The organism is Sphingobium sp., assembly GCF_035511395.1.
Lineage (GTDB): Bacteria > Pseudomonadota > Alphaproteobacteria > Sphingomonadales > Sphingomonadaceae > Sphingobium.
Genome location: NZ_DATKFP010000176.1, coordinates 1 through 22,970 on the forward strand (window position 1 = coordinate 1; position 22,970 = coordinate 22,970).

Genomic DNA, 22,970 nt, shown 5'->3' on the forward strand with positions numbered 1-22,970 from the left:
CTTCTGCGAATGGCTCGCCTTGCAGCGCATAGAGTTCACCGACTGACACCACTGTGCCAAGCTGACGTATGACCTTCCCCCGGCGATGCAGGTGTTCAGAGAATTCGTCCAGCTTCTTTGCCACGAAGTAAGCGCGCACGACCTTGGACGCCTTGATCGCGCGCGACACCAGATAGGCCGCGCCGCCGACTGCCATCAGATAGGCGCTCTTGTGCTTGGCGATCGAATCCGTCGCCGCCGGGCCACGCTCGGCCTTGCCGACGCAGGCGGCCAGCCCCTGTTCCAGCATCATGTCCATGAACTTGTCCATGCGGGTCGCGGTGGTGGGGCCGGCCGGACCGACCACCTCGTCGCGCACCGGATCGACCGGGCCGACATAATAGATGACGCGGCCCTTGAAATCGACCGGCAGGTCTTCGCCCTTTTCCAGCATGTCGGCGATCCGCTTGTGCGCGGCGTCGCGGCCGGTCAGCATCTTGCCGTTCAAGAGCAGCCGGTCGCCATGTTTCCAGCTCTGGACGACTTCGGGCGTCAGCGTGTCGAGGTCGACGCGGATCGCTTCCTTGCTCGGCTTCCAGTCGACCTGCGGCCATTCGGACAGCTTGGGCGCTTCCAGATAGGCGGGGCCGGAGCCGTCGAGCGTGAAATGCGCGTGGCGCGTTGCGGCGCAATTGGGGATCATCGCCACCGGCTTGCCCGCCGCATGACAGGGATAGTCATGGATCTTGATGTCGAGCACGGTGGCAAGGCCGCCCAGGCCCTGCGCGCCGATGCCCAGCGCATTGACCTTGTCGAACAGTTCGATCCGCAGTTCCTCGATCTTGTTCTGCGGACCGCGGGCCTTCAACTCGCCCATGTCGATCGGGTCCATCAGGCTTTCCTTGGCCAGCGCCACGGCTTTTTCCGCCGTGCCGCCGATGCCGATGCCCAGCATGCCCGGCGGGCACCAGCCCGCGCCCATCTGCGGCACCATTTCCAACACCCAGTCGACGATCGAATCGCTGGGGTTCATCATCTTGAACTTGGTCTTGTTCTCGGAGCCGCCACCCTTCGCCGCGACGTCGATGATCACCTTGTTGCCCGGCACCATCTCGACATTCAGCACGCAGGGCGTGTTGTCCTTGGTGTTCTGGCGCGAAAAGGCGGGATCCTTCAGGATCGACGCACGCAGCCGGTTCTCGGGGTTCAGATACGCCTTGCGCACGCCCTCGTCGATCACCTCCTGCATCGACCGGCTGTTATCGTCCAGCCGGCACTCCATGCCCCATTTGACGAAGACATTGACGATGCCGGTGTCCTGACAGATCGGGCGATGCCCTTCGGCGCACATGCGGCTGTTGGTCAGGATCTGGGCGATGGCGTCCTTGGCCGCCGGATTGGCCTCGGCCTCATAGGCGGTGCCCAATGCCCGGATATAATCCATTGGATGATAATAGCTGATGAACTGGAGTGCATCGGCGACGCTCTCGATGAGGTCGGCGGTCTTGATGACGGTCATCTACCCTGGTCCCTATATCTTGCGGCCCGCCTCTGCACGGCGGGTCTTGCAAGGGGCGGCTATAGGCTTTTGGACCCATGAGTCCAGTGGCCGCGCCCGGCTCCTCGCGCCCCATTCGATGCTCCCCGCATGGCGAACGTCCGCAGCTTCGGGACAAAGCGGGTCGCGATCGGATTCGGGCGGCGGATTCGCATGGCTTGTCATGATCATAACCCTGTTGGCTGGCGCTTCGCCGTCGCTCCGCGCCGGCCTGCCGCAACATCTTGTGTTACGCTTTGCTGACACCCCCACGCATTTGCGTGGCAAGGCAAATTTATTTTTTCCGGACCATCCACCCTCTTGCCTTTTCGGGACAAAAGGAAAGTCCGTGCGTCGCCGCGTTGCGACACCATAATCCGATGGGATTAGCGGCGAACCGAGTCCCCGAACTGTCATTTACCCTCTTGCGTCAAAAAGCGGCTGTGGCACTATCCCTTGTATCGGGTTAACGGGGGTTACCCAACAGATTGTGATCGTGACACTGGATGCTTATCTGGTGCAAGGGTGGTTTTGTCCCTGCGATCCCCTCGGTTGGGCCCATTTCCGTGCCCGTGCGGGACGGTTCATGCTAGGATGCGCGTTCAGATTGCGCCCGGCTTGACCGACTCGAACGGAACAGGAACATCGGGGACTCGCAATGGATTTTCGGGATAGCGGACAGACAGGTGCTGGCGACGTGGTGATGGAAGAAGTGTTGGAAGCAGCGATCGAGACGAACAAGCCGGCCCCGGCCAAGGCGGCCGAGCCTGTCTCCTCCGACCCGGTCTCTTCTTCAACGGTGCTGGCGCGCCGGTTCGACGTGACGACGGATGCGTCGCGCGACGCGCTGCTCACCGAATTCGGCAAGGACACGCTGAACGATCGCTATCTGCTGCCCGGCGAAAGCTATCAGGATCTGTTCGCGCGCGTCGCGGCGGCCTATTCGGACGACGCCGATCATGCGCAGCGCGTCTATGACTATATCTCGAAACTGTGGTTCATGCCCGCCACGCCCGTGCTGTCGAACGGCGGCACCGGTCGCGGCCTGCCGATCAGCTGCTATCTGAACTCGGTGGACGACAGCCTGGAAGGCATCGTCAACACCTGGAACGAGAATGTCTGGCTCGCCTCGCGCGGCGGCGGCATCGGCACCTATTGGGGCAGCGTGCGCGGCATCGGCGAGCCGGTCGGCCTCAACGGCAAGACCAGCGGCATCATCCCCTTCGTCCGCGTGATGGACAGCCTGACCCTCGCGATCAGCCAGGGCAGCCTGCGCCGCGGTTCGGCCGCCTGCTATCTCGACGTGTCCCACCCGGAGATCGAGGAGTTCCTCGAAATCCGCAAGACTAGCGGAGACTTCAACCGCAAGGCGCTGAACCTGCACCATGGCGTGTTGCTGACCGACGAGTTCATGGAGGCCGTCCGCGACGGCGCCGAATTCAACCTGCGCAGCCCGAAGGACCAGTCGGTGCGCGGCACCGTCAACGCCCGCGCCCTGTTCCAGAAGCTGGTCGAAGTGCGCCTGGCCACCGGCGAACCCTATATCGTCTTCTCCGACACGGTGAACCGCATGATGCCCAAGCATCATCGCGACCTGGGCCTCAAGGTGTCGACGTCGAACCTCTGTTCGGAAATCACCCTGCCGACCGGGCGCGACCATCTGGGCAACGACCGCACCGCCGTCTGCTGCCTGTCGTCGATGAACCTGGAAACCTGGGACGAGTGGAAGGATCACCCGACCTTCGCGGAAGACATCATGCGCTTCCTCGACAATGTGCTTCAGGACTATATCGATCGCGCCCCGCCCGAAATGGCCCGCGCCAAGTACAGCGCCAGCCGCGAACGGTCGGTGGGCCTTGGCATCATGGGCTTCCACAGCTTCCTTCAGGCGCGCAACATCCCGTTCGAAGGCGCCATGGCAAAGTCGTGGAACCTGCGCATCTTCAAGCATATCAATGCCAAGGTGAACGAGGCGTCGATGCTGCTCGCCCATGAGCGCGGGCCGTGCCCCGACGCCGCCGATCAGGGCGTGATGGAACGGTTCAGCTGCAAGATGGCGATCGCGCCCACCGCGTCGATCTCGATCATCTGCGGCGGCACGTCGGCCTGTATCGAGCCGATCCCGGCCAACATCTACACGCACAAGACGCTGTCGGGCAGCTTCGCGGTCAAGAATCCGTACCTCGAAAAGCTGCTGGTCGCCAAGGCGAAGGACAGCACGGCGGTCTGGAACTCGATCCTGGAGCGGGGCGGCTCGGTCCAGCATCTCGACTTCCTGACCCAGGAAGAAAAGGACGTGTTCAAGACCAGCTTCGAAATCGACCAGCGCTGGCTGCTCGAACTCGCGGCCGACCGCACGCCCTATATCGATCAGGCCCAGTCGCTGAACCTGTTCATCCCGGCGGACGTCGAGAAGTGGGATCTGCTCATGCTCCACTTCCGCGCCTGGGAACTGGGCATCAAGTCGCTCTATTATCTGCGGTCCAAGTCGGTCCAGCGCGCGGGCTTCGCCGGCGGCGTGGAAGCCGACAACACGATCGACGCTCCCAAGTTCGAAATCGGCGAGACCACCGACTATGACGAGTGCCTCGCCTGCCAATAAGAGGATGAAAGCAGGCGCGGCGGTTGTTGCCGACGCGCCTGCCACATCACTCTTCCTCTTCGAACGTCACCGCGACGTCGGCATTGGCGCTCAGGCGCACCGTGCCGTCGCTCTCGACCTCCGCGATCAGGCCCTGACTGATATAATGATGATGCCCTTCATGGCTCCCGGTCGCGCCCTCGATCAGCGCTCCGCTGTCCTTCTTGGTCAGCTTGATACGATCTCCATCGACATGGTCGACGGTGCCGACATGGACGCCGTCGGCACCGATCACTTCGGCATGTTCCTTGATGCTGGTCAGGTCCACCACAATGTTTCTCCCGTGCCGGAAATGGCGATGTCTCAACGTCTCGCCGCCGGCTCGGTTTCCACCATCCGTCTTTCATAACGATTTCGTCCCGGAGTTCCGCCCATGCCCCTTCTTCAAGCCAGCAAGGTCTACAAGCCCTTCGAATATCCCTGGGCCTATGAATTCTGGAAGCGCCAGCAGCAGCTCCACTGGCTGCCCGAGGAAGTGCCGCTGGGCGAGGATTGCCGCGACTGGGCGCAGAAGCTCAGCGATCATGAGCGCAACCTGCTGACCCAGATTTTCCGCTTCTTCACCCAGGCCGACGTGGAAGTGCAGGATTGCTACCACGAAAAATATGGCCGCGTGTTCAAGCCGACCGAAATCAAGATGATGCTGACCGCGTTCAGCAACATGGAAACGGTCCATATCGCGGCCTACTCGCACCTGCTCGACACGATCGGCATGCCCGAAAGCGAATATTCGGCCTTCCTCCAATATAAGGAGATGAAGGACAAGCATGACTATCTCGCCCAGTTCGGCGTCGACACGGACGAGGATATCGCCAAGACGCTCGCCATGTTCGGCGGCTTCACCGAAGGCCTCCAGCTCTTCGCTTCCTTTGCGATGCTGATGAACTTCCCGCGCTTCAACAAGATGAAGGGCATGGGCCAGATCGTCACCTGGTCGGTCCGCGACGAAACGCTCCATTGCGAAGGCATCATCAAGCTGTTCCACAGCTTCGTGAAGGAACGCGACTGCCTGACCGCCTCGGTCAAGGACGACATCATGGACATGTGCCAGAAGACCGTCCGCATCGAGGACGCCTTCGTCGATCTCGTCTTCGAAATGGGGCCTGTCCCCGGCATGACGCCCAAGGACATCAAGAAATATGTCCGCTACATCGCCGACTGGCGCCTGGGCCAGCTGGGTTTGAAGCCCATCTACATGATCGACGAGCATCCGCTGCCCTGGCTGACCCCGCTGCTGAACGGCGTCGAGCATGCCAACTTCTTCGAAACCCGCGCGACCGAGTATTCGAAGGGCGCGACGCGGGGCCAGTGGAACGACGTCTGGGACGCCTTCGACCGTCGCCAGAAGGTCAAGGGCAGCGAACCGGCCAACGCCGACAGCGACCCCGACATGTTCAAGGCTGCCGGGATCGCGGCGGAGTAAGAGAGAAAGCGAAAGGCGGCACTGGTGCAACGGCGCCGCCTTTTCCTGACCAGACGCAACCCGTTACATCCATAACGGACCCGTCTCCCGCCAAAATGGCGAAAACCTCGCTTATGCTCGCCCCATGACCGAGCAAGCCACAACCCGACACGCCTATATCTGCAATGTCTGCGGCAGCGACCATGTCACGCGCGATGCCTGGGCGACTTGGGATGTGGAGGCGCAGGACTGGATATTGGAGGTCGCGTTCGACCATGCCCATTGCCATAGCTGCATGGGGCATGCCCGCCTCGACCGCGTCGTCCTGACCAGCGCCATAACCTTCTCCGCGCCCGAAGCCCGCCTGTCCGCCGCGCCGGGGTGAGGCTTCCTTAACCGCGCGGCCCTATTCTCCGCTGCATGCTTTTCGGCGTCCGCCTTCGCTCGCTTTTCACCAGCCGCTGGATGGCCCTGCTCTGGGCGGTTCTGGTGATCCTGACCGCGATCCAGATCGTCGGGCCGGGCGATGACAGCAAGGCAGGCAGCGACAATGCGGCTGCCGCCGACGGCCTCACCACCGATGGCCTCACCAACGACCAACGCGCAGCCGTCGCGAACGCGCTCTGAACCGCGAGCGCGGCTCATTGCCCAATGTCATGGCTGGGACGAGGCGCGGATTTCGTTGTCGAGTGCGCAGGTCGCGCAATGGCCCCCCGCTGCGAGGCTAGGGGGGCGCCACCCGCGCGCGCCGATTCTGCTCTCCGTCCGACGTCCAACATCCTGTCCTACAAGGCGTGGTCGGGATATATAGCCGCTGCCGTCTCCGGCTGAGACTTGTAATGATATTACCGTAATAGGAAATATCATGTCCGAATATGCGGGAAATGTGCGAAGTTAAGCCGCACATTTCCTATTTCCATCCCTCGCTCGGCCGCCCGCACCGTCTGTCCACATGCTGAACGGCAAGTTTTGTTCCGTTCATGCAACATTCGCTAAGGACATGGGTTCTAAGGCCAATCGCATTTCTCCGAGGGAAGGAGCCTCACCCATGACATTCTCGCTCAAACGCACCATCGCCGCCCTGTCGCTCGGTGCCATGACCCTGACCGGCATCGCCGCCACGCCTGCGCTGGCCCAGCCGGGCCGCGATGCGCGCGAGCATCGCCGCGACGTGCGCGACGCCCGCAAGGACTATCGCCGCGATGTCCGCGACGCGCGGCAGGATTATCGCCGTGACGTGCGGGGCGCGAACCGTGACTATCGCAAAGATCGTCGCGACTGGCGCGATGACCGCCGCGGCAATATCCGCCCCGGCCGCCCGGTCTACAGCTATGACTGGAACCGGCCCGATCCGCGCTATGGCCGGTCATACCAGCCCAACCGCTATTATCGCAGCGGCTATGCCCCGATCAGGGTCGACCGCAACACCCGCATCTATCGCGGCGGCGACAACCGCTATTATTGCCGCCGCTCGGACGGCACGACCGGCCTGATCGTGGGCGCGGCGCTGGGCGGCTTGCTCGGCAACCAGATCGCGCAGGGCCAGTCCAACCTGCTCGGCACGCTGATCGGCGGCGGCGCGGGTGCGCTGCTCGGCCGCGAGATCGACCGCGGCGGGGTCAACTGCCGCTAAATCAGCACCAGGGATGGCGCCTGCCATCCCAGTTCCGGGCGAGTCCTTCGGCGACCAGCATGGTGCCGATCGACTCGCCCTTTCGCGTCACGACGCGCAGGGTGCGGCCATAGCGATCGGTGTCGCGATCTCCGCGCTCCAGCGAAAATGCGCCGTCGTTCATCAGCGCCTGCAACCGCCGCGTCGCCTGCGCGCCAAGTTCGCCTTCCGCCGCGCAGCGTGGGCCATGGGTTTCGGGCGTGTCGATGTCGGCGATCCGATATTTCTCGCCCTTGAACCAGAAAGTGTCGCCATCGACCACGCAATTGGTTCCGCCGCCGCGATGGCAGAAGCCGAAATCGGCGAACAGTATATCGGCGGGCAGGCTCTGCACCGGAACGGTGGGCCGGGGCCGGTGGACGCTTCCGGCCCATTCGGGTCCATACCAGCCGATGAGCAATCCCAGGCAGAGAGCGTAGACCAGCGCGGGTCCGCCGATCCCCTCTTTCTGCCGTGGTCGCTGGAAACGTGCCGCGCCGCCAGCGCGCCGCGCCTCCGCCAGCCATGCCAACGCCACCTTTTCCTTGCGTGACGGTACCCGCCGCCCAGTCCCTATTCTTGCCATGCCGGCGCTCTAGCGACCGACAGGCAAATGGTCCGTTAAGACTGGTCCAGCTTCCCACCGATCCGGCGACGTTGCGATCCGACGCGCATCACTGCCGCGCCGATCCGTGCTGTCATGCGACCTGATTGAACGGGACGCCGCCTATGCCGATCTGCGCGCCATGCCGCCCATCTCGACCCGGCGCGCCATATGGGCGAGGCGCTCGGCCATATGGCGCGCGGCATGATAAACTTCGCTAAAGTCTATTCATCCTCGTCGTCACTTTCGCCGTAACTATCCTCTTCATCGTCCATTTGCGGTTCGCCGGCATAAGCATCCATGTCGATCCGACCGGACCGGTCCATCGCCTCCATCTTCTCGACCAGATCTTCGGTATCGTCGGGGATGATCTGCGCCGGATTGCTGCGTCCACCGCGCTCGCTGTCTTCCGACAGGTCGGTCGACCGGACGCGCGCATCGTCCGCTACATCCTGCGCCTGGCTGCCGGCTTCGGCCTGTTCGCTATTCTCTTCCGGTTCTCGATCGGGAATGGGGTCCGCCATTGCTATTCTCCTGAGACAGGGCTGATCCCCTCCCAACGGTCCGCAAGCCGCCCCGTTCCGGCGAAAGCGCTGGACAGGGGCCGGCCAAGGGGGCAAAGGCGCGGGCGATCCTTTCGCACTGCAACAGGAATCCCCACATGTCCCGCCAGCTCATTTCCTCCGGCTCGCCCTTCGAGGCGCAGGTCGGCTATTCGCGCGCCGTCGTGCAGGGGGACTGGTGCTTCGTCGCCGGCACCACCGGCACCGACCCGGAAACCAAGACCATGCCTGAAAGCGTGGTGGAGCAGGGGCGCAATGCCCTCAAGGTGATTGGCAAGGCGCTCGAAGACGCCGGCTTCTCCTTCGCCGACGTGGTGCGCGTCACCTATTATATCACCGACCCGGCCTATTGGGACGATCTGGGCAAGGCGACCGCGCCTGTGTTCGGCGACATCCGCCCGGCGGCGAGCTGCGTCGTGGCCGGCCTGATCAAGCCGGAAATGAAGATCGAAATCGAAGTCACCGCCTTCAAAGGCTAATCGGGGCAAACCATCATGATCACCATGTACGGCATCAAGAATTGCGACACGATCAAGAAGGCCCGCAACTGGCTGGACAATGAACGCGTCGCCTACAGCTTCCACGACTATAAGGTCGCCGGCGTGGACAAGGCCAAGCTGGAGGAATGGGTGATGGAGCATGGCTGGGAAACCATCCTCAACCGCTCCGGCACCACCTTCAAGGCGCTGGACGCTGGGGACAAGGCGCATATCGACGCGGACAAGGCGATCCTGCTGATGATCACCAACCCCTCGATGATCAAGCGCCCGATTCTCGACACCGGCCGCGAAACCATCGTCGGTTTCAAGGCGACGACCTATGAAAACGCGCTTCAGGGCGTGAAGGCGTGATCGGGCGGGGGCTGCTGCGCATCGGGTTGATCCTGCTCATGAGCTTCATCCCCCTCTCCACCGTCCAGGCCGAGCCGATCCTGATCGCCCATCGCGGCGCCAGCGGCGAACGGCCCGAACATACGCTCGCTTCCTATGAACGGGCGATCGACCAGGGCGCCGATTATATCGAGCCGGATCTGGTGCTGACGAAGGACGGCGTCCTCGTCGCCCGGCATGAAAATGAGATCGGCGGCACCACCGACGTTGCCGATCATCCCGAATTCGCCGACCGCAAGACCAGCAAGACCATCGACGGTATGGAGATGGCGGGCTGGTTCACCGAGGATTTCACCCTAGCCGAGCTGCGCACGTTGCGCGCCCGTGAACGGCTGCCCGACCTGCGTCCCGCCAATAAGCGCTTCAACGACCTCTACCTCATCCCGACCTTCGAGGAGATATTGAAGCTGGTCCGCGCCAAGGAGGCTGAAACCGGCCGGCGCATCGGCATCTATCCCGAAACCAAGCATCCCAGCTATTTTGCGAAGATCGGCCTGCCGCATCAGGCGGCCCTGCTCGATATGCTGAGCCGCTACGGCTATGGCAATGCGGATGATCCGGTCTTCATCCAGTCGTTCGAGATCGGCAATCTGAAGGCATTGCGTGCCGCCACGCGCCTGCGCCTCATCCAGCTGGTCGATGCGGAAGGCGGCCCCGCCGACCTGCCCGGCACCAGCTATGCGGACATGCTGACGGTACAGGGGCTGACCGACATAGCCAGCTATGCGGATGGCGTCGGTCCGTCGGCGGCGTTGCTGATCACACCCGAAGGGCCAAGCGCGCTTGTCGGCCGCGCCCATGATGCCGGGCTTCAGGTCCATGTCTGGACGCTGCGCATGGAAAACAGTTTCCTGCCCGCCCAGTTTCAACGGCCCGACGACCCGCAGGGCCGGGGCGATTTCACCGGCTTCGTCCAGGCGATCGCCGCCAACGGCGTGGATGGCATCTTCAGCGATTTTCCGGGTCAGGCGCGCGCTGCGCTTTCTTCTGCGAATCCCTGAAAAACTTCTTTCTCCACGGCCTCGCTTGACTTGCCAAAGCCTGCGCGCAGGCGAATAACGAATTCATGCTGTCCCAGAAGACCCGTTACGCCATCCGTGCCCTCCAGCATCTCGCCGATCGATACCGCCAGGGGCCGGTGCCCCTGAACGACATCGCGACGCGGCAGAATATTCCGGCCAAGTTCCTGACCGTGATCCTGTCCGAACTGTCGCGCGAAGGGCTGGTGGCGACGCAGCGGGGCCGGGACGGGGGCTATTGGCTGGCGCTGGCGCCGGTGGACATCAGCTATGGCGACATCGTCCGGCTGACGCGCGGTTCTTTGGCGCTGACCCCCTGCGCCAGCCGCTTCGCCCATGAAAGCTGCACCAACTGCCTGCCCGAATCGGAATGTCGCCTGCACCGCGTGATGCTGCGCGTCCGTGACGAAACCGCCAAGGTGCTTGACAGCATCAGCCTGGCCGAACCCTTTGCGGTGACGGACGACGCAGCCTGACAGAACCGCAAAGAGCCGTTCGCCCTGAGCTTGTCGAAGAGCTTCACTTCTTCTTTGACGCGCAAAGTTCGCATGAGAAGAGCAGGGCTTCGAGGGGCTCAGCCCGAACGGAGGAGGGGTTGCGCATGGCTCCCCCGTCCGCCACATCGGGGCTATGACCACGCCGCCGCTCAAAGCCGTCCTGATCCCCGTCACCCCGCTCCAGCAGAATTGCACCCTCTTCTGGTGTACGGAAACGATGCGCGGCGCTTTCGTCGATCCGGGCGGCGACCTGCCGGTGCTCAGGAAGGCGGCGGCGCAGCATGGCGTCACGATCGAGAAGATCCTCGTCACCCACGGCCATATCGACCATTGCGGGCAGGCCGGCGTGCTGGCGCGCGACCTGAATGTCCCGATTGAGGGGCCGCATGAGGATGACCGTTTCTGGATCGACCGCCTGCCGCAGGACGGCGAGCGCTGGGGCGTGCCGGGCGAGAGTTTCGAGCCGGACCGCTGGCTGGTCGACGGCGATCAGGTAACGGTCGGCAATCTGACCTTCGATGTGCTCCATTGCCCCGGCCACACGCCCGGCCATGTCGTCTTTCACCATGCGCCCAGCAAGCTGGCGATGGTCGGGGACGTGCTGTTCCAGGGTTCGATCGGTCGCACGGACTTCCCGCGCGGTAATCATCAGGATCTGGTCGACGCCATCACTGGCAAGCTCTGGCCGCTGGGCGGCGACACCGCCTTCGTGCCCGGCCACGGCCAGATGAGCAATTTCGCCCATGAGCGCCGGACCAATCCCTTCGTCGCGGATTCGGTTCTGGCGCGTTAGCTGGTTTGTGAATGTGCGCTTGTCCGCGCATTTTTCCAATCAACGCACTGCCATCGTCGGCGGTGCGGGGAACTCCCGCGTCGCTGTGTAGGCGATGCTGAGCGCCGTGATCGCGATGGCCAGCATCACGCCCCATGTCAGCAAGGCTCCACCCGCCCGCAGAGCGGTGGGCTTGTCCGCATCCATGCCGAATCCATGTGCGACCCGCGCCACGACATAGACCAGCGCGCCGATCCACAGCCATAGCGATGCGCCCACCGCCATCTCCACCAGCGCAAAGAGAATCAGCACGATCGGCGTATATTCGACGAAATTGGCATGGGCGCGCATCCGCTTCGCCAGCAGCCCGTGGCCGGCGTCGCCATGCAGCACCTTGTCCTTGATCCGGAATCGGGCGCAGCGAATCGCCAGCCACATGTTGAGCAGCGCGCAGGCTGCGGCAAAGGTCAGCGTGATCGGCAGCAGCATCGTCAAATCCCTGTTGTCTGGCCGCCACAGCCTAAAGCGCCATGGGACGGGGGCAAGGTCAAAGAAATTGGGTCAAAGAGATTGGGCCGAAGAGCTTGGACCAAAGGGTAGGGCCAAAGGGCAGAGGCGGGGACAGGAAGGACTTGCGCCTCCGGCAAAAACCGCTATAGGCGCAGGGCTTCGCGATCATCCGGGCCGCATGGGTCTGCGGCGCCGTTGGCGTCGGCATCCTGTGGAAACCGGCCAGTCGCACAACCTGATTGTTATTTGGAATAAGGTGCCGACATGGCTGTCCCTAAGCGCAAAACTTCTCCCTCCAAGCGCGGCATGCGTCGCAGCCACGATGCGCTGCGCGTTGAAGCGTTCAACGAATGCTCGAACTGCGGTGAACTGAAGCGTCCCCACAATCTGTGCGACGCCTGCGGTCACTATAACGGCCGCGAAATCGTCGCCGTCGGGGCGTAAGCCCGTCTCTCTACTCCGCAAAGGGGTGAATTAAAGTGTCCAGCCAACCGCGAATCGCAATCGACGCGATGGGCGGGGATGAAGGCGTGCGCGTGATGATGGCGGGGGCTGCACTGGCCCGCCGCCGTCATGACGGTCTTCGCTTCACCCTGTTCGGCGACGAGGAGCGGATCAAGGCGGCGCTCGACCATCACCCCAATTTGCGGGCGGCGTCGGAAATCGTCCACGCCGACACGGTCGTCGACGGCTCCGACAAGCCGAGCGTCGCGATTCGCAAGAAGAGCAGCTCCATGGCCAAGGCCATCGCCGCCGTGAAGGCGGGTGAGGCCGGCGCCGCCGTGTCCGCCGGCAATACCGGCGCGCTCATGGCGATGGCCAAGGTTGCCCTGCGCACCATGCCGGGCGTCGATCGTCCTGCGCTGGCGGCGATGCTGCCCACGCTGGGCGACAATGACGTCGTCATGCTCGACCTTGGCGCCAATACCGAGTGCGACGCCCGCAACCTCGTCCAGTTCGCGGTGATGGGGGCGGCCTATGCCCGCATCGCCCTCGACCTCGACCGGCCGCGCGTCCGGCTGCTCAACATCGGCACCGAGGAACTCAAGGGCACCGACGAGATTCGCGACGCCGCCGCCGTGCTGCGCGCCGCCGACGCGTTGCCTCTCCAGTTCGATGGCTTCACCGAAGGCGACAAGATCGCCCGCGGCGACACCGACGTGATCGTGTGCGACGGCTTTTCCGGCAATGTCGCGCTCAAGACGGCGGAGGGCACCGCCCGCTTCGTCACCGATGTGCTGCGCAAGGCTTTCACCAGTTCGATCCGGTCGAAGATCGGCTTCCTGATCTCGAAGCCGGCCATGTACATGCTCAAGCATCATCTCGACCCCAACAACCATAACGGGGCGGTCTTCCTGGGCCTCAACGGCGTGGTCGTTAAAAGCCATGGCAGTGCGGACGAAAAGGGCGTGGCCAATGCCGTGCATGTCGCCGCGCGCCTGCTGGAAGAGGATATCACGCGCCGCATCGCCGCCGACATGGCGGGGATAGAGGGCCTGTCGGCCGCCGCGTCGAAGCTGGAGCTGCCCGTCAAGTGATCCGCCGTTCGATTCTCCTGGGGACGGGTTCGGCCCTGCCCGAACGCATCGTCACCAATGCGGAACTGGCGCAGACCGTCGACACCAGCGACGAATGGATCGTCGAGCGCACCGGCATCCGCACCCGCCATATCGCGGGTGAGGGCGAAACGACCGCGACGCTTGCCACGGACGCCGCGAAAGCCGCTCTGACCGCCGCCGGCATCGCCGCACAGGATATCGACCTCATCATCCTGGCGACGGCGACGCCCGACCAGACCTTCCCCGCCGCCGCGACCAAGGTGCAGGCGGCGCTGGGCATCGACGATTGCGTCGCCTTCGACGTCGCCGCCGTCTGTTCGGGCTTCCTCTACGCCGTCACCGTGGCGGACAGCATGATCCGCTCGGGTGCGGCCAATCGCGCGATCGTGATCGGCTCGGAAACCTTCAGCCGCATCCTCGACTGGGAAGACCGCACCACCTGCGTGTTGTTCGGCGACGGCGCGGGCGCGATCGTGCTCGGCGCGGAGGAGAGCGAAGCAGGCGAGCGCGGCATCCTGGCGTCGAAGCTGCACGCCGACGGCCGCCACAACCAGCTTCTCTATGTCGATGGTGGCCCGTCGACGACGCAGACCGTCGGCAAGCTGCGCATGAAGGGGCAGGAAGTGTTCCGCCATGCCGTCACCAACCTTGCCTCGGTCCTCAACGAAGTGATGACGCAGGCCGGCCTGCCGGCCTCCGACATCGACTGGCTGGTCCCGCACCAGGCCAATGCCCGCATCCTCGACGCCACCGCCCGCAAGCTGAAGCTGTCGGCGGACCGGGTCGTCATGACCGTGGACCGTCACGCCAACACATCAGCCGCCTCCGTGCCGCTGGCGCTCGACCTGGCCGTTCGCGACGGCAGGATCAAGGCCGGCGACCTTGTCGTGCTGGAAGCGATGGGCGGCGGCTTCACCTGGGGCGCCTGCGTCCTGCGCGTCTGACACCCCTTCCGGCTATCTTGCCGAATCATCGCGAATCAGTCAGATTCGGGACGGATCATCGGGGGGTGATCGCTATGCAGGCGAGAGGGAACAGGGAAATGACTGGCACATTGACGCGCGCGGATCTCGCGGAGACGCTGAATCGCAATGTCGGCCTGTCACGCGCAGAGGCCGCGACGCTGGTCGAATCCATTCTCGACCATATGTCGGCGGCGCTGGAGCGGGGCGAGAATGTGAAAATTTCCAGTTTTGGCACATTTGTCCTGCGTGACAAGACGCAGCGCATGGGTCGCAATCCGAAAACGGGGGTCGAAGTGCCGATCGAGCCGCGCCGGGTGCTGACCTTTCGGGCAAGCCAGACGATGCGGGACCGGGTGGCCTGATCGACGCCTCGATCTACCACTTTTTCCACCTTTTTCGTGATTTGGTACAGTTGACCTGACCGGGAGGTTGGGTGCAACATCCTTGTCATGAAAAAGGCGGAGGGGGCATTCCTTACCATTAGCGAGCTGGCCGGCGAGCTTGGTCTGCCCCAACATATATTGCGCTATTGGGAAACGCGCTTTCCCCAGCTGCGGCCGCTCCAGCGTTCGGGCAATCGCCGCTACTATCGGCCCGACGACGTCGTGCTTGCGCGCCGCATCCATCATCTGCTTCATGTCGAGGGCTTCACCGTCAAGGGCGCGCAGAAGGCGTTGACCGACGGCAATGGCGAGGCGCTGCCTGAAACCGCGCCGGCCGCTCCTCCGCGCGATGACAAGCTGCTCGCCCGCCTCGAAGCCGTCCGCACCGCGCTGGCCGCGGCCCTCAAGCTCTGACGCGGCTTACAGCGTCCTTGCGTAGATCAGGTCGCGGAACGGCACGTCCCCGACCATGAAGACCATGTCGCCGATCTGCGCAAAGCCGTGGCGTTCGTAGAAGCGCCGCGCCCGTTCATTCTGCGGATAGACGGCAAGCAGCAACCGCTCCGCTCCGCGCCGCCGCGCTTCTTCCTCGACCAGTCCCATCAGGGCATCGCCCCGGCCGCCGCCCTGCCATCCTGCAAGCAGATAGATGCGCTTCAACTCCACGTCGCGCGTCGCGTCGGTCGGCACCGGCAGGTTGGGCGGCGTCACCATCGCATAGCCCACCGGCGCACCGAGTGGCGTCTCGCCGATCAGGATCGTCTGATCAGGATCGGCCAGCGCTGCCTCATAATAGGGCAGGCCGTGCGCGCCGTGGATATGGGCGATCAGTGCCGCGCCCGGATGGTCATGCGCAAAGCTGGCCAGAAAAGTCGCGCCGCCCAATATGGAGAGCGCTGCGGCATCGCCCGGTTCGGCGCGGCGCCAGAGGATCGGCGTCATTCAGCGCGATCCCGGCCCCAGCGCCGGATCGAGGTCGCGCGGGCGGGTAAAGCTCGCCAGTGTTGCTCCACCGGCCGCTGCCTGACGCCACTTGTCGATCGCAAACTCCATTACCGCCAGGCTGGCGGTGGGCAGTTTGATCTCCACATCCTCGCGCAACTTGCTGCTGCCATTATCCGGCACCAGGTCGAGGATCAGTTCCTCGAACCCCGGATTATGCCCTGCCATCAGAACATTTTCCGCACTGTCTGGCAGTTCACGCACGATGTCGAGCAGCGTTGCGGAAGAGGCGAGGTAGATGCGGCGGTCCCAATGGGCGTCCAGCGTCTCGCCATAGCCTTCGAAGAAGATATCCAGCGTCTGCGTCACCCGCACTGCGGGGGATGCGACCAGATAGTCGAAACCCATGATGCGCCGGGCGGCGAACTGGCCCATCAGCAACGCAGCCTTTTCCCCCCGCCGGTTCAAGGGCCGGTCGAAGTCGCGCGCCACCGGATCGTCCCAGTCCGATTTGGCATGGCGCAACAGGGTCAGGCGTTTCATTCTATCTCCTGTCGGGGCAAGCCGGATTCGTATCCCTGATGCCCGAACGCGGCTGCTTCGCCAAGGGTTTCGCGGCGGATTCCCGCGCTGACGGCGATGATCGCCTCGTCCAGCGTCAGTCGACGGACCGGCGTGCCGGGCGGAAAGGCGCTCAGCAACCGGCTCGGCATGGCGGCGGACAGGATGACGAAACTGCCGCGATCCTCGGCCCGGCGAATGAGGCGGCCGAAGGCCTGCGCCAGCCGCGCCCGGATCAGCCGGTCGTCATAGGCATTGCCACCGCCTGCCAGTCTACGCGCCGCGTGCAGCACGGTCGGCTTGGACCAGGGCACCCCCTCCATCACCACCAGCCGCAGCGAATGGCCCGGCACGTCGACCCCGTCCCGCAGGGCATCGGTGCCCAACAGCGAGGCGCGCGGATCGTCGCGAAAGATGTCGACCAGCGTACCCGTGTCCATCGGATCGACATGCTGGGCGTAGAGCGGCAGGCCCGCGCGCGCCAGCCGGTCGGCGATCCGGGCATGGACCGCGCGCAGCCGCCGGATCGCGGTGAACAGGCCCAGCGTCCCACCGCCCGCCGCCTCGATCAGCCGGGCATAGGCGCCCGACAGGGCGGCGATGTCGCCGCGCTTGATGTCGGTGACGATCAGCACCTCGGCCCGGTCGGGATAGTCGAACGGGCTGGCAGCTTCGAACCGCTCCGCGCCATGGGGCAGGTGGACGGCGCCGCTGCGCGCCTCTGCATTGCTCCAGTCACCGCCACCCTTCAGCGTCGCCGATGTCAGCAGCACGCCCTGCGCGGGCTTCAGCACCGTTTCGGCCAGCGGCCGCGTCGGATCGAGCCAGTGGCGGTGGATGCCGATATCATATTCGCGCCCCTCGACCCGGTCGACGGTCATCCAGTCGACATAGTCCGGGTCGGCCGGCCCGCCGATCCGCGCCAGCAGCGCCAGCCAGGCCGCGATCAGGTCGCGCCGCCAGCCGAGCGAGGCGATCGCGCCTTCCACCCGCGCCCGCGCCGCGCCGTCCAGCCAGTCGGGCGCATCCTCGATCACTGCCTCCAGCCTCCGCGCCAACCGCACCAGCGGCTTGATGAGCGCATCGAGGGCCAGTGCCGCTTCCTGCGCCGCCTCGACCAGCGCGCCGTCGGGTTCGGCCAGTTCCGTTTCCAGCCCGTAGCCGGCATCGGCCTCACCCGCCGCCTCCGCACGGGTGTAGACCGTGCCCCGCACGGCGGCGAGCAGCGCCTCCAGCGGGCCGAATGGTTCGCCCGCGACCACCCGCTTCAGCCATTCGTCGGCGGGCAGCGCCTGCGCCGCGTCGATCGCCGCGCGGATCGCCTGTCCGCCTTCCTCGTCATAGCTGGCAAGGTCCGACAGGCGCGCGGCGAGACCTCGCCGTCGCCCGCGCGATCCGCCCTCCGGCCCCATGATCCATCGGCGCAGCTCGATCGCCTCCTGCCCCGACAGCGCGACGGAGAAGGTCGAATCGGCCGCGTCGAACAGATGATGGCCCTCGTCGAAGACGATGCGCTGCGGCCGCTGCCCGGTTTCCCGCCCGCGCGCGGCGTTGATCATCACCAGCGCATGATTGGCGATGACGATGTCGGCGTCGGCCGACGCGCGCGCCGACCGCTCGATGAAGCATTTGCGATAGTGCGGGCAGCCGGCGTAGATGCACTCGCCCCGCCGGTCGGTCAGCGCGGTCGATCCGTTGCGGCGGAACAAAGTCGGCAGCCAGCCGGGCAGGTCGCCGCCGACCATGTCGCCATCCTTGGTGAAGGCGGCCCAGCGCGCCACCAGCTGCGCCAGGATCGCCGCGCGGCCGGAAAAGCCGCCCTGCAACGCATCTTCCAGATTGAGCAGGCAGAGATAATTTTCCCGACCCTTGCGCACCACCACGCGCTTCGCCGCCACTGCGGGATCGGGAAAGAGGCGCAGCGATTCCCGGTCCAGCTGTCGCTGCAACGCCTTGGTATAGGTCGACACCCACACCGTTCCCTGCGCTTCCCCGGCCCAGAGCGAGGCGGGCGCAAGATAGCCCAGCGTCTTGCCGATGCCGGTCCCGGCTTCGGCCAGCAGCATGTTGGGCTGGTCGCGCCAGGCGCGCGGACGGAAGGCGGCACTGGCGGCGGCGGCATAGGCGCGCTGGCCGGGGCGCGGCTCGGCGCCCGCGCCGGTCAGCGCATCGAGCCGGGCAACGACCTGCTCTTCGGACAGGGTGACAGTGCGTGGGGCAGGGCGGGGCTGCGCCTCCTCCCATTCAGGCAGTTTGGAAAAGAGCCAGCGTTCGGCCTCGCGGGGCTTCGGAATGCGCGGCGCGACCAGCGGCGACCAGGGCCAGCGCAGCCGGTGCAGCGCCTGCGCTGCCGTCCAGCCGCCCTCGCGCTCCCGCCATTCGGGCGTCGTGAGCCGCGCCAGCAGAATCGCCGTCGCCTGTTGCAGCAGGGCAGGGATGTCGCCCTCGTTCGTTGGCGCGGGCAGGCCCAGCGCTTCCGCCAGCCCCTTGGGCGTCGGCACCAGGAACCGGGCCGGGTGCAGGAAGGCCCATAGTTCCAGCAGGTCGAGGCCGTTGAGTTCGGGATAGCCCAGCCGTTGCCCGGTCAGCGGCGCATTCAGCAGCAGCACCGGCGTTTCGGCCGCGCGCGCTATCGCCTGCCCCTTGGCCAGCGCCTGGGTGCGGTCGTCTTCGCGCAACCAGATGCCGCCATGGCTGGCGTGGAGCGCGGGCAATGAGGCTGGATCGATCACCCGCCCGGTTTAGGCGAACGGGAACAAAAGGAAAACCTGTTTCAGTTGGCGCGGCGTCCGAATCCGCCCGTAACCGCTGCTCCGCCCAGGCGCGGCTGGAAGGCGACCGGCGTTCGCTTTGCGGCGCGGGCCATTTCCAGCCGTTCGTAGAAGGGGCCATCGGTCAGTTCATAGGGGAAGCGGATGCCCATCCGGTCTTCTTCCGACCATTGCACCGTGCCGAACACGATATGGCCGTCCAGATCGAGCTGGCATTGCGAGCGTGCCGGCAACGAGCAGCCCACCACCTGCGCGCCACCTTCGCTCAGGTCGACGATCGCGGCGTCCAGGCTGTCGAGCACCGTGGTGACCACGATCGGGATGTCCACGACAATGCGTTCGCGGCTGCGCTTGATGTGCATAATCCCTCCAATCTTATCGACTATCGTTACATGAAGTTAAACAACATTTAAATTGAGAATGATTCTTAAGCCATTTTGCCTCCAAAATCATTTTCTTTCGGGCCGTCCGGCGGTAGGGGCTTGGCGCATGACCGTGTCCGAACTTCTCCGCACCGCCGCGCAGGCGTCCAAGGCCTGGCCCTATGAGGAAGCCCGCAAGCTCCTGAAACGCTATCAGGGCGGCGCTCCGGATAAGGGGCATATCCTGTTCGAGACCGGCTATGGTCCCTCGGGCCTGCCGCATATCGGCACCTTCAACGAAGTGCTGCGCACAACCATGGTCCGCAACGCCTTCCACGCGCTGTCGGACATTCCGACCCGGCTGGTGGCGTTCAGCGACGATCTGGACGGTTTCCGCAAAGTGCCTGACAATGTCCCGAACCAGGCGATGCTGGCGGAATATCTGGGCAAGCCGCTGACGCAGGTGCCCGACCCGTTCGAGAAGTTCGAAAGCTTCGCGCATCACAACAATGCGATGCTGCGCGAATTTCTCGACAGTTTCGGCTTCGACTATGAATTCGTCTCCGCAACGGAGCAATATAAGGCCGGCGCCTTCGATGAGGCGCTGCGTCAGGTGCTGCGCCGCTATCAGGCGATCATGGACATCATGCTGCCGACCCTGCGCAAGGAACGGCAGGCAACCTATTCGCCCGTCCTGCCGATTTCGCCGAAGAGCGGCATTGTGCTTCAGGTGCCGGTCGAGGTGATCGACGCGGAGGCCGGCATTGTCCGCTTCGAGGATGAAGGCGAAACGATCGAACAGTCGATCCTGGGCGGCGGCGCGAAGCTGCAATGGAAGGTCGACTGGGCGATGCGCTGGTATGCGCTGGGCGTCGACTATGAAATGGCGGGCAAGGATCTGATCGATTCGGTCACGCAATCGTCCAAGATCTGTCGCGCGCTGGGCGGACGCCCGCCCGAAGGCTTCAATTACGAGATGTTCCTCGACGAAAAGGGCGAGAAAATCTCCAAGTCCAAGGGCAACGGCCTCAGCCTCGAACAATGGCTGACCTATGGCCCGCAGGAAAGCCTCGCCTTCTACGCCTATCGCGAGCCGAAGAAGGCGAAGCAACTGCACATGGGCGTCATCCCGCGCGCGGTGGACGAATATTGGCAGTTCCGCGGCAACTATCCCAAGCAGGCGATCGAGCAGCAGCTCGGCAACCCGGTCCATCATATCCATGACGGTGTGCTGCCGCAGGGCGAACTGCCCGTTACGTTCGGCCTGTTGCTGAACCTAGTCGGCGTGATGGGCGATGCCAGCCGCGAACAGGTCTGGGGCTATCTCCAGAATTATGTGCCTGGCGCCAGCGCGGAAACCTATCCGGAGCTGGACGCGCTGATCGGCCATGCGCTGGCTTATCATCGCGATTTCGTCGCCCCGACGCTCAAGCGCCGTGCGCCCGAACCCAATGAGGCCGCGGCGCTGCGCCAGCTGGACGATCAACTGGCCGCGCTGACGGCGGATGCTTCGGCGGAAGACATCCAGAATATCGTCTATGCCATCGGCAAGGAGGAGGCGTTCGGCTTCGCCGAGTTGCGCGACTGGTTCAAGGCGCTCTACCAGACCTTGCTGGGCGCCGATCAGGGACCGCGCATGGGCAGCTTCATCGCTCTCTACGGCGTCGAGAACAGCCGCAAGCTGATCGCCGAAGCGCTGGCCGCCTGATTTATTGCAAAAACCGGTTCGGAAAGGGAACATTCGCGTCGGTTTTGCGTTTGCGCAAACGGTCCACCCCCCTTTCGGACTGGTGCTGCGCCGCAGGGCGTATCATCGGCCGCGTGCGCCTGGAAACGGGCGACGCGGCCAAGGGGCGGCAAGCACAAGAAAAGGCCCCGATCGGGGCCTTTTCCTTTTTCGTGACGGTGTGGCTTACCAGAAGAAGCCGCGATGCACGTCCATCACGCGGCCGGTGCGGACATTGACCAGCAGCACATCGTTATAGTGGCGCACCCATTGCAGGTTCGCACCCGGACGGGGAAGGCGATAGCGATAGGGATCGGCGATATAATAGCGCGAACTGTAATAGGTCGGGCGCAGCTGGGCGCCACGGTTCCAGGCGGTATAGCGGAAGGGCGCACGCCAGTTCCCGCCGCGATAGACGTCGCGGTGCGAGCGACGATAATCCTGCCAGTCCTCGCGCGCCTCCTGACGGGCGTCGCGCACGTCGTGGCGCGCGTCACGAACGTCGCGGCGGTCGCCATAGCGCTGCGCCTGGCGCAGGTCGCGCTGCTCCTCGCGCACACGCTGCTCGCTGCGGCGCGCTTCGCCATAGGACTGCGCCGAAGCGACGCTCGGAACGACGGTGGCGGCCAGCAGGCCCAGGATGATGAACTTACGCATAAACTGTCTCCCGTTCGATTTGGCGGCGGTGCCCTGTCTGCAAGGCCGGGCTCCTGCGCCAACACAGGGAGATATGCAGCCTGCCGCCTGAACGGTGCGGGAATGATCCAGTCAGATTCCAGTCATTTATGTCGCAAATTGTATCGAGGGGAGACGGAATGCGCGAAAGCACATTTTGGAAAGATCATCCCCACGGCCGCTCGCGAAACCATTTCGTGACGACATATTTGGTCCCGCGCTCTACCGGTTTTGCGGCGTGCAGGCTGAAGCGATTGGGTGCGCCGTCGCGGTTCATATTGTTCCAGATCAGGATCATCCCCTCGACCGGCGGCACCATGAATTCGCATTGCGGAAAATGCGTCTCGCCACCCGCCTCGACCGGCGACAGATAGATCATCGCCGTCCAGGTCCGCTGGCCGCCGGTCGTGCGCATCTGCTGCCAATAATCGGCGGTCACCGGGAAATAGTCGCAATGGACCCTATATTCCTGACCCTCGGTATAACGCTGCCCCTGCAACGTTTCGCCATGGCTGGCGGGAAGGCCGGTGAGCGCGCAGATACGGGCGGTGATGGTTTCGACCAGCGGATTCCAGGGGCTGAGGTTGCCGCTGTGGCTGGTGCGATATTCGGCATTCGCGCTGCCGGAAAAGAGCGAGGAGGGCTTGGCGCTGGCGTCGATCAATTCGCGCAGGCCCGCGCATTCTTCCGCGCTCAGGAAATTCTGGCGGCCGTATATCTCCAGGTTCGGCGCATCGATCCGGCTCACCATCGGGTTGCGGTCGAGGCGCGCGCGAACGCTGTCGCCAAATTGCGCGCGGGCGGTCGATGCGATCCCGCCGTCGTCGATCATGTCGGTCATGCGCGTCCTTTGCCACAGCAGCGCCTCACAAGAAAAGACCCCGGCGCGTCGCCACGCCGGGGTCAGTCACTCCTGAAGGCCAGTTCAGGAAGCGGAAGCTTGTTGGGTGCGCTCACGCGC

General features: G+C 64.3%; 27 protein-coding genes. 16 read left to right on the forward strand and 11 right to left on the reverse strand.

Annotation, left to right across the window (positions count from 1 at the left end; all coding sequences use genetic code 11):
• The coding region (locus VMR39_RS11745) for a fumarate hydratase (RefSeq protein WP_325416146.1) at nucleotides 1-1,498 on the reverse strand (1,498 nt) is incomplete at its 3' end.
• 676 nt (nucleotides 1,499-2,174) lie between these two features.
• Between VMR39_RS11745 and VMR39_RS11750 the strand changes: the two genes are divergently transcribed.
• Nucleotides 2,175-4,118, forward strand: coding sequence for a ribonucleoside-diphosphate reductase subunit alpha (locus VMR39_RS11750; RefSeq protein ID WP_325416147.1), 1,944 nt, complete (start codon nucleotides 2,175-2,177; stop codon nucleotides 4,116-4,118).
• A 46-nt stretch (nucleotides 4,119-4,164) separates the two neighbouring features.
• Here the strand turns inward: VMR39_RS11750 and VMR39_RS11755 are convergent, their stop codons facing one another.
• The gene (locus VMR39_RS11755; RefSeq protein ID WP_325416148.1) at nucleotides 4,165-4,428 is read right to left on the reverse strand and encodes a DUF2171 domain-containing protein; all 264 of its coding nucleotides are present in this window, start codon (nucleotides 4,426-4,428) and stop codon (nucleotides 4,165-4,167) included.
• A 102-nt stretch (nucleotides 4,429-4,530) separates the two neighbouring features.
• Between VMR39_RS11755 and VMR39_RS11760 the strand changes: the two genes are divergently transcribed.
• The 4 genes from VMR39_RS11760 (at nucleotide 4,531) to VMR39_RS11775 (ending at nucleotide 7,192) form a co-directional block, all read left to right on the forward strand.
• Complete coding sequence (locus VMR39_RS11760) at nucleotides 4,531-5,580, forward strand: ribonucleotide-diphosphate reductase subunit beta (RefSeq protein ID WP_325416149.1); 1,050 nt, start codon at nucleotides 4,531-4,533, stop codon at nucleotides 5,578-5,580.
• 124 nt (nucleotides 5,581-5,704) lie between these two features.
• Nucleotides 5,705-5,944 carry a hypothetical protein gene (locus VMR39_RS11765; RefSeq protein WP_325416150.1) on the forward strand — a complete coding sequence of 80 codons (240 nt, stop codon included), beginning with the start codon at nucleotides 5,705-5,707 and terminating at the stop codon, nucleotides 5,942-5,944.
• Between the two features lie 80 nt (nucleotides 5,945-6,024).
• Complete coding sequence (locus VMR39_RS11770; protein WP_325416151.1) at nucleotides 6,025-6,186, forward strand: hypothetical protein; 162 nt, start codon at nucleotides 6,025-6,027, stop codon at nucleotides 6,184-6,186.
• Between the two features lie 421 nt (nucleotides 6,187-6,607).
• Entirely contained in the window at nucleotides 6,608-7,192 is a 585-nt protein-coding gene (locus VMR39_RS11775; protein ID WP_325416152.1) for a glycine zipper 2TM domain-containing protein, read from the forward strand.
• Nucleotide 7,193: 1 nt separating this feature from the next.
• Here VMR39_RS11775 and VMR39_RS11780 read toward each other — a convergent pair whose 3' ends face one another.
• Nucleotides 7,194-7,796 carry a thermonuclease family protein gene (locus VMR39_RS11780; RefSeq protein WP_325416153.1) on the reverse strand — a complete coding sequence of 201 codons (603 nt, stop codon included), beginning with the start codon at nucleotides 7,794-7,796 and terminating at the stop codon, nucleotides 7,194-7,196.
• Between the two features lie 242 nt (nucleotides 7,797-8,038).
• Nucleotides 8,039-8,338, reverse strand: a complete 300-nt coding sequence (locus tag VMR39_RS11785) for a hypothetical protein (RefSeq protein WP_325416154.1) — start codon at nucleotides 8,336-8,338, stop codon at nucleotides 8,039-8,041.
• Nucleotides 8,339-8,475: 137 nt separating this feature from the next.
• Here VMR39_RS11785 and VMR39_RS11790 point away from each other — a divergent pair, with 137 nt between their 5' ends.
• From VMR39_RS11790 to VMR39_RS11810, 5 genes are all read left to right on the forward strand, one after another.
• Complete coding sequence (locus tag VMR39_RS11790; RefSeq protein WP_325416156.1) at nucleotides 8,476-8,856, forward strand: RidA family protein; 381 nt, start codon at nucleotides 8,476-8,478, stop codon at nucleotides 8,854-8,856.
• A 15-nt stretch (nucleotides 8,857-8,871) separates the two neighbouring features.
• Complete coding sequence (locus VMR39_RS11795; protein WP_155182656.1) at nucleotides 8,872-9,228, forward strand: ArsC family reductase; 357 nt, start codon at nucleotides 8,872-8,874, stop codon at nucleotides 9,226-9,228.
• Entirely contained in the window at nucleotides 9,225-10,268 is a 1,044-nt protein-coding gene (locus VMR39_RS11800) for a glycerophosphodiester phosphodiesterase (RefSeq protein WP_325416157.1), read from the forward strand. The genes VMR39_RS11795 and VMR39_RS11800 overlap by 4 nt, the downstream gene beginning before the upstream one ends.
• 65 nt (nucleotides 10,269-10,333) lie before the next feature.
• Nucleotides 10,334-10,762 (forward strand): Rrf2 family transcriptional regulator, encoded by a 429-nt coding sequence (locus VMR39_RS11805; RefSeq protein WP_325416158.1) that lies wholly within the window; start codon nucleotides 10,334-10,336, stop codon nucleotides 10,760-10,762.
• A gap of 154 nt (nucleotides 10,763-10,916) precedes the next feature.
• Nucleotides 10,917-11,576 carry an MBL fold metallo-hydrolase gene (locus tag VMR39_RS11810; protein ID WP_325416160.1) on the forward strand — a complete coding sequence of 220 codons (660 nt, stop codon included), beginning with the start codon at nucleotides 10,917-10,919 and terminating at the stop codon, nucleotides 11,574-11,576.
• A 39-nt stretch (nucleotides 11,577-11,615) separates the two neighbouring features.
• On the opposite strand, the gene VMR39_RS11815 is transcribed toward VMR39_RS11810, so the two are convergent.
• The gene (locus VMR39_RS11815; RefSeq protein ID WP_325416161.1) at nucleotides 11,616-12,044 is read right to left on the reverse strand and encodes an MAPEG family protein; all 429 of its coding nucleotides are present in this window, start codon (nucleotides 12,042-12,044) and stop codon (nucleotides 11,616-11,618) included.
• A gap of 285 nt (nucleotides 12,045-12,329) precedes the next feature.
• Between VMR39_RS11815 and rpmF the strand changes: the two genes are divergently transcribed.
• From rpmF to VMR39_RS11840, 5 genes are all read left to right on the forward strand, one after another.
• Nucleotides 12,330-12,509, forward strand: coding sequence for a 50S ribosomal protein L32 (gene rpmF / locus VMR39_RS11820; protein ID WP_298401966.1), 180 nt, complete (start codon nucleotides 12,330-12,332; stop codon nucleotides 12,507-12,509).
• A 68-nt stretch (nucleotides 12,510-12,577) separates the two neighbouring features.
• Nucleotides 12,578-13,603 carry a phosphate acyltransferase PlsX gene (gene plsX / locus VMR39_RS11825; RefSeq protein WP_325416207.1) on the forward strand — a complete coding sequence of 342 codons (1,026 nt, stop codon included), beginning with the start codon at nucleotides 12,578-12,580 and terminating at the stop codon, nucleotides 13,601-13,603.
• Nucleotides 13,600-14,568, forward strand: coding sequence for a beta-ketoacyl-ACP synthase III (locus VMR39_RS11830; protein ID WP_325416164.1), 969 nt, complete (start codon nucleotides 13,600-13,602; stop codon nucleotides 14,566-14,568). The genes plsX and VMR39_RS11830 overlap by 4 nt, the downstream gene beginning before the upstream one ends.
• 98 nt (nucleotides 14,569-14,666) lie before the next feature.
• A complete protein-coding gene (gene ihfA, locus VMR39_RS11835) occupies nucleotides 14,667-14,951 on the forward strand; it encodes an integration host factor subunit alpha (protein ID WP_179044278.1) in 285 nt (94 codons plus the stop codon).
• Between the two features lie 87 nt (nucleotides 14,952-15,038).
• Entirely contained in the window at nucleotides 15,039-15,386 is a 348-nt protein-coding gene (locus tag VMR39_RS11840; protein WP_325416165.1) for a MerR family transcriptional regulator, read from the forward strand.
• A gap of 6 nt (nucleotides 15,387-15,392) precedes the next feature.
• On the opposite strand, the gene VMR39_RS11845 is transcribed toward VMR39_RS11840, so the two are convergent.
• Genes VMR39_RS11845 through VMR39_RS11860 form a run of 4 tightly spaced genes read right to left on the reverse strand, consistent with a single transcriptional unit; the run spans nucleotide 15,393 to nucleotide 19,608 of the window.
• Nucleotides 15,393-15,914, reverse strand: a complete 522-nt coding sequence (locus VMR39_RS11845; protein ID WP_325416166.1) for a GNAT family N-acetyltransferase — start codon at nucleotides 15,912-15,914, stop codon at nucleotides 15,393-15,395.
• The gene (locus VMR39_RS11850) at nucleotides 15,915-16,457 is read right to left on the reverse strand and encodes a histidine phosphatase family protein (RefSeq protein ID WP_325416167.1); all 543 of its coding nucleotides are present in this window, start codon (nucleotides 16,455-16,457) and stop codon (nucleotides 15,915-15,917) included. It lies immediately after the preceding gene.
• A complete protein-coding gene (locus VMR39_RS11855) occupies nucleotides 16,454-19,207 on the reverse strand; it encodes an ATP-dependent DNA helicase (RefSeq protein WP_325416168.1) in 2,754 nt (917 codons plus the stop codon). The genes VMR39_RS11850 and VMR39_RS11855 overlap by 4 nt, the downstream gene beginning before the upstream one ends.
• Before the next feature lie 41 nt (nucleotides 19,208-19,248).
• Complete coding sequence (locus tag VMR39_RS11860; RefSeq protein ID WP_325416169.1) at nucleotides 19,249-19,608, reverse strand: PilZ domain-containing protein; 360 nt, start codon at nucleotides 19,606-19,608, stop codon at nucleotides 19,249-19,251.
• A 127-nt stretch (nucleotides 19,609-19,735) separates the two neighbouring features.
• Between VMR39_RS11860 and VMR39_RS11865 the strand changes: the two genes are divergently transcribed.
• Nucleotides 19,736-21,316, forward strand: a complete 1,581-nt coding sequence (locus VMR39_RS11865) for a lysine--tRNA ligase (RefSeq protein WP_325416170.1) — start codon at nucleotides 19,736-19,738, stop codon at nucleotides 21,314-21,316.
• A gap of 204 nt (nucleotides 21,317-21,520) precedes the next feature.
• Here VMR39_RS11865 and VMR39_RS11870 read toward each other — a convergent pair whose 3' ends face one another.
• Both VMR39_RS11870 and VMR39_RS11875 read right to left on the reverse strand, forming a co-directional pair.
• Nucleotides 21,521-21,991, reverse strand: a complete 471-nt coding sequence (locus VMR39_RS11870) for an RcnB family protein (protein ID WP_325416172.1) — start codon at nucleotides 21,989-21,991, stop codon at nucleotides 21,521-21,523.
• 184 nt (nucleotides 21,992-22,175) lie between these two features.
• Entirely contained in the window at nucleotides 22,176-22,850 is a 675-nt protein-coding gene (locus tag VMR39_RS11875; protein ID WP_325416173.1) for a 2OG-Fe(II) oxygenase, read from the reverse strand.
• Between the last annotated feature and the right edge of the window lie 120 nt (nucleotides 22,851-22,970).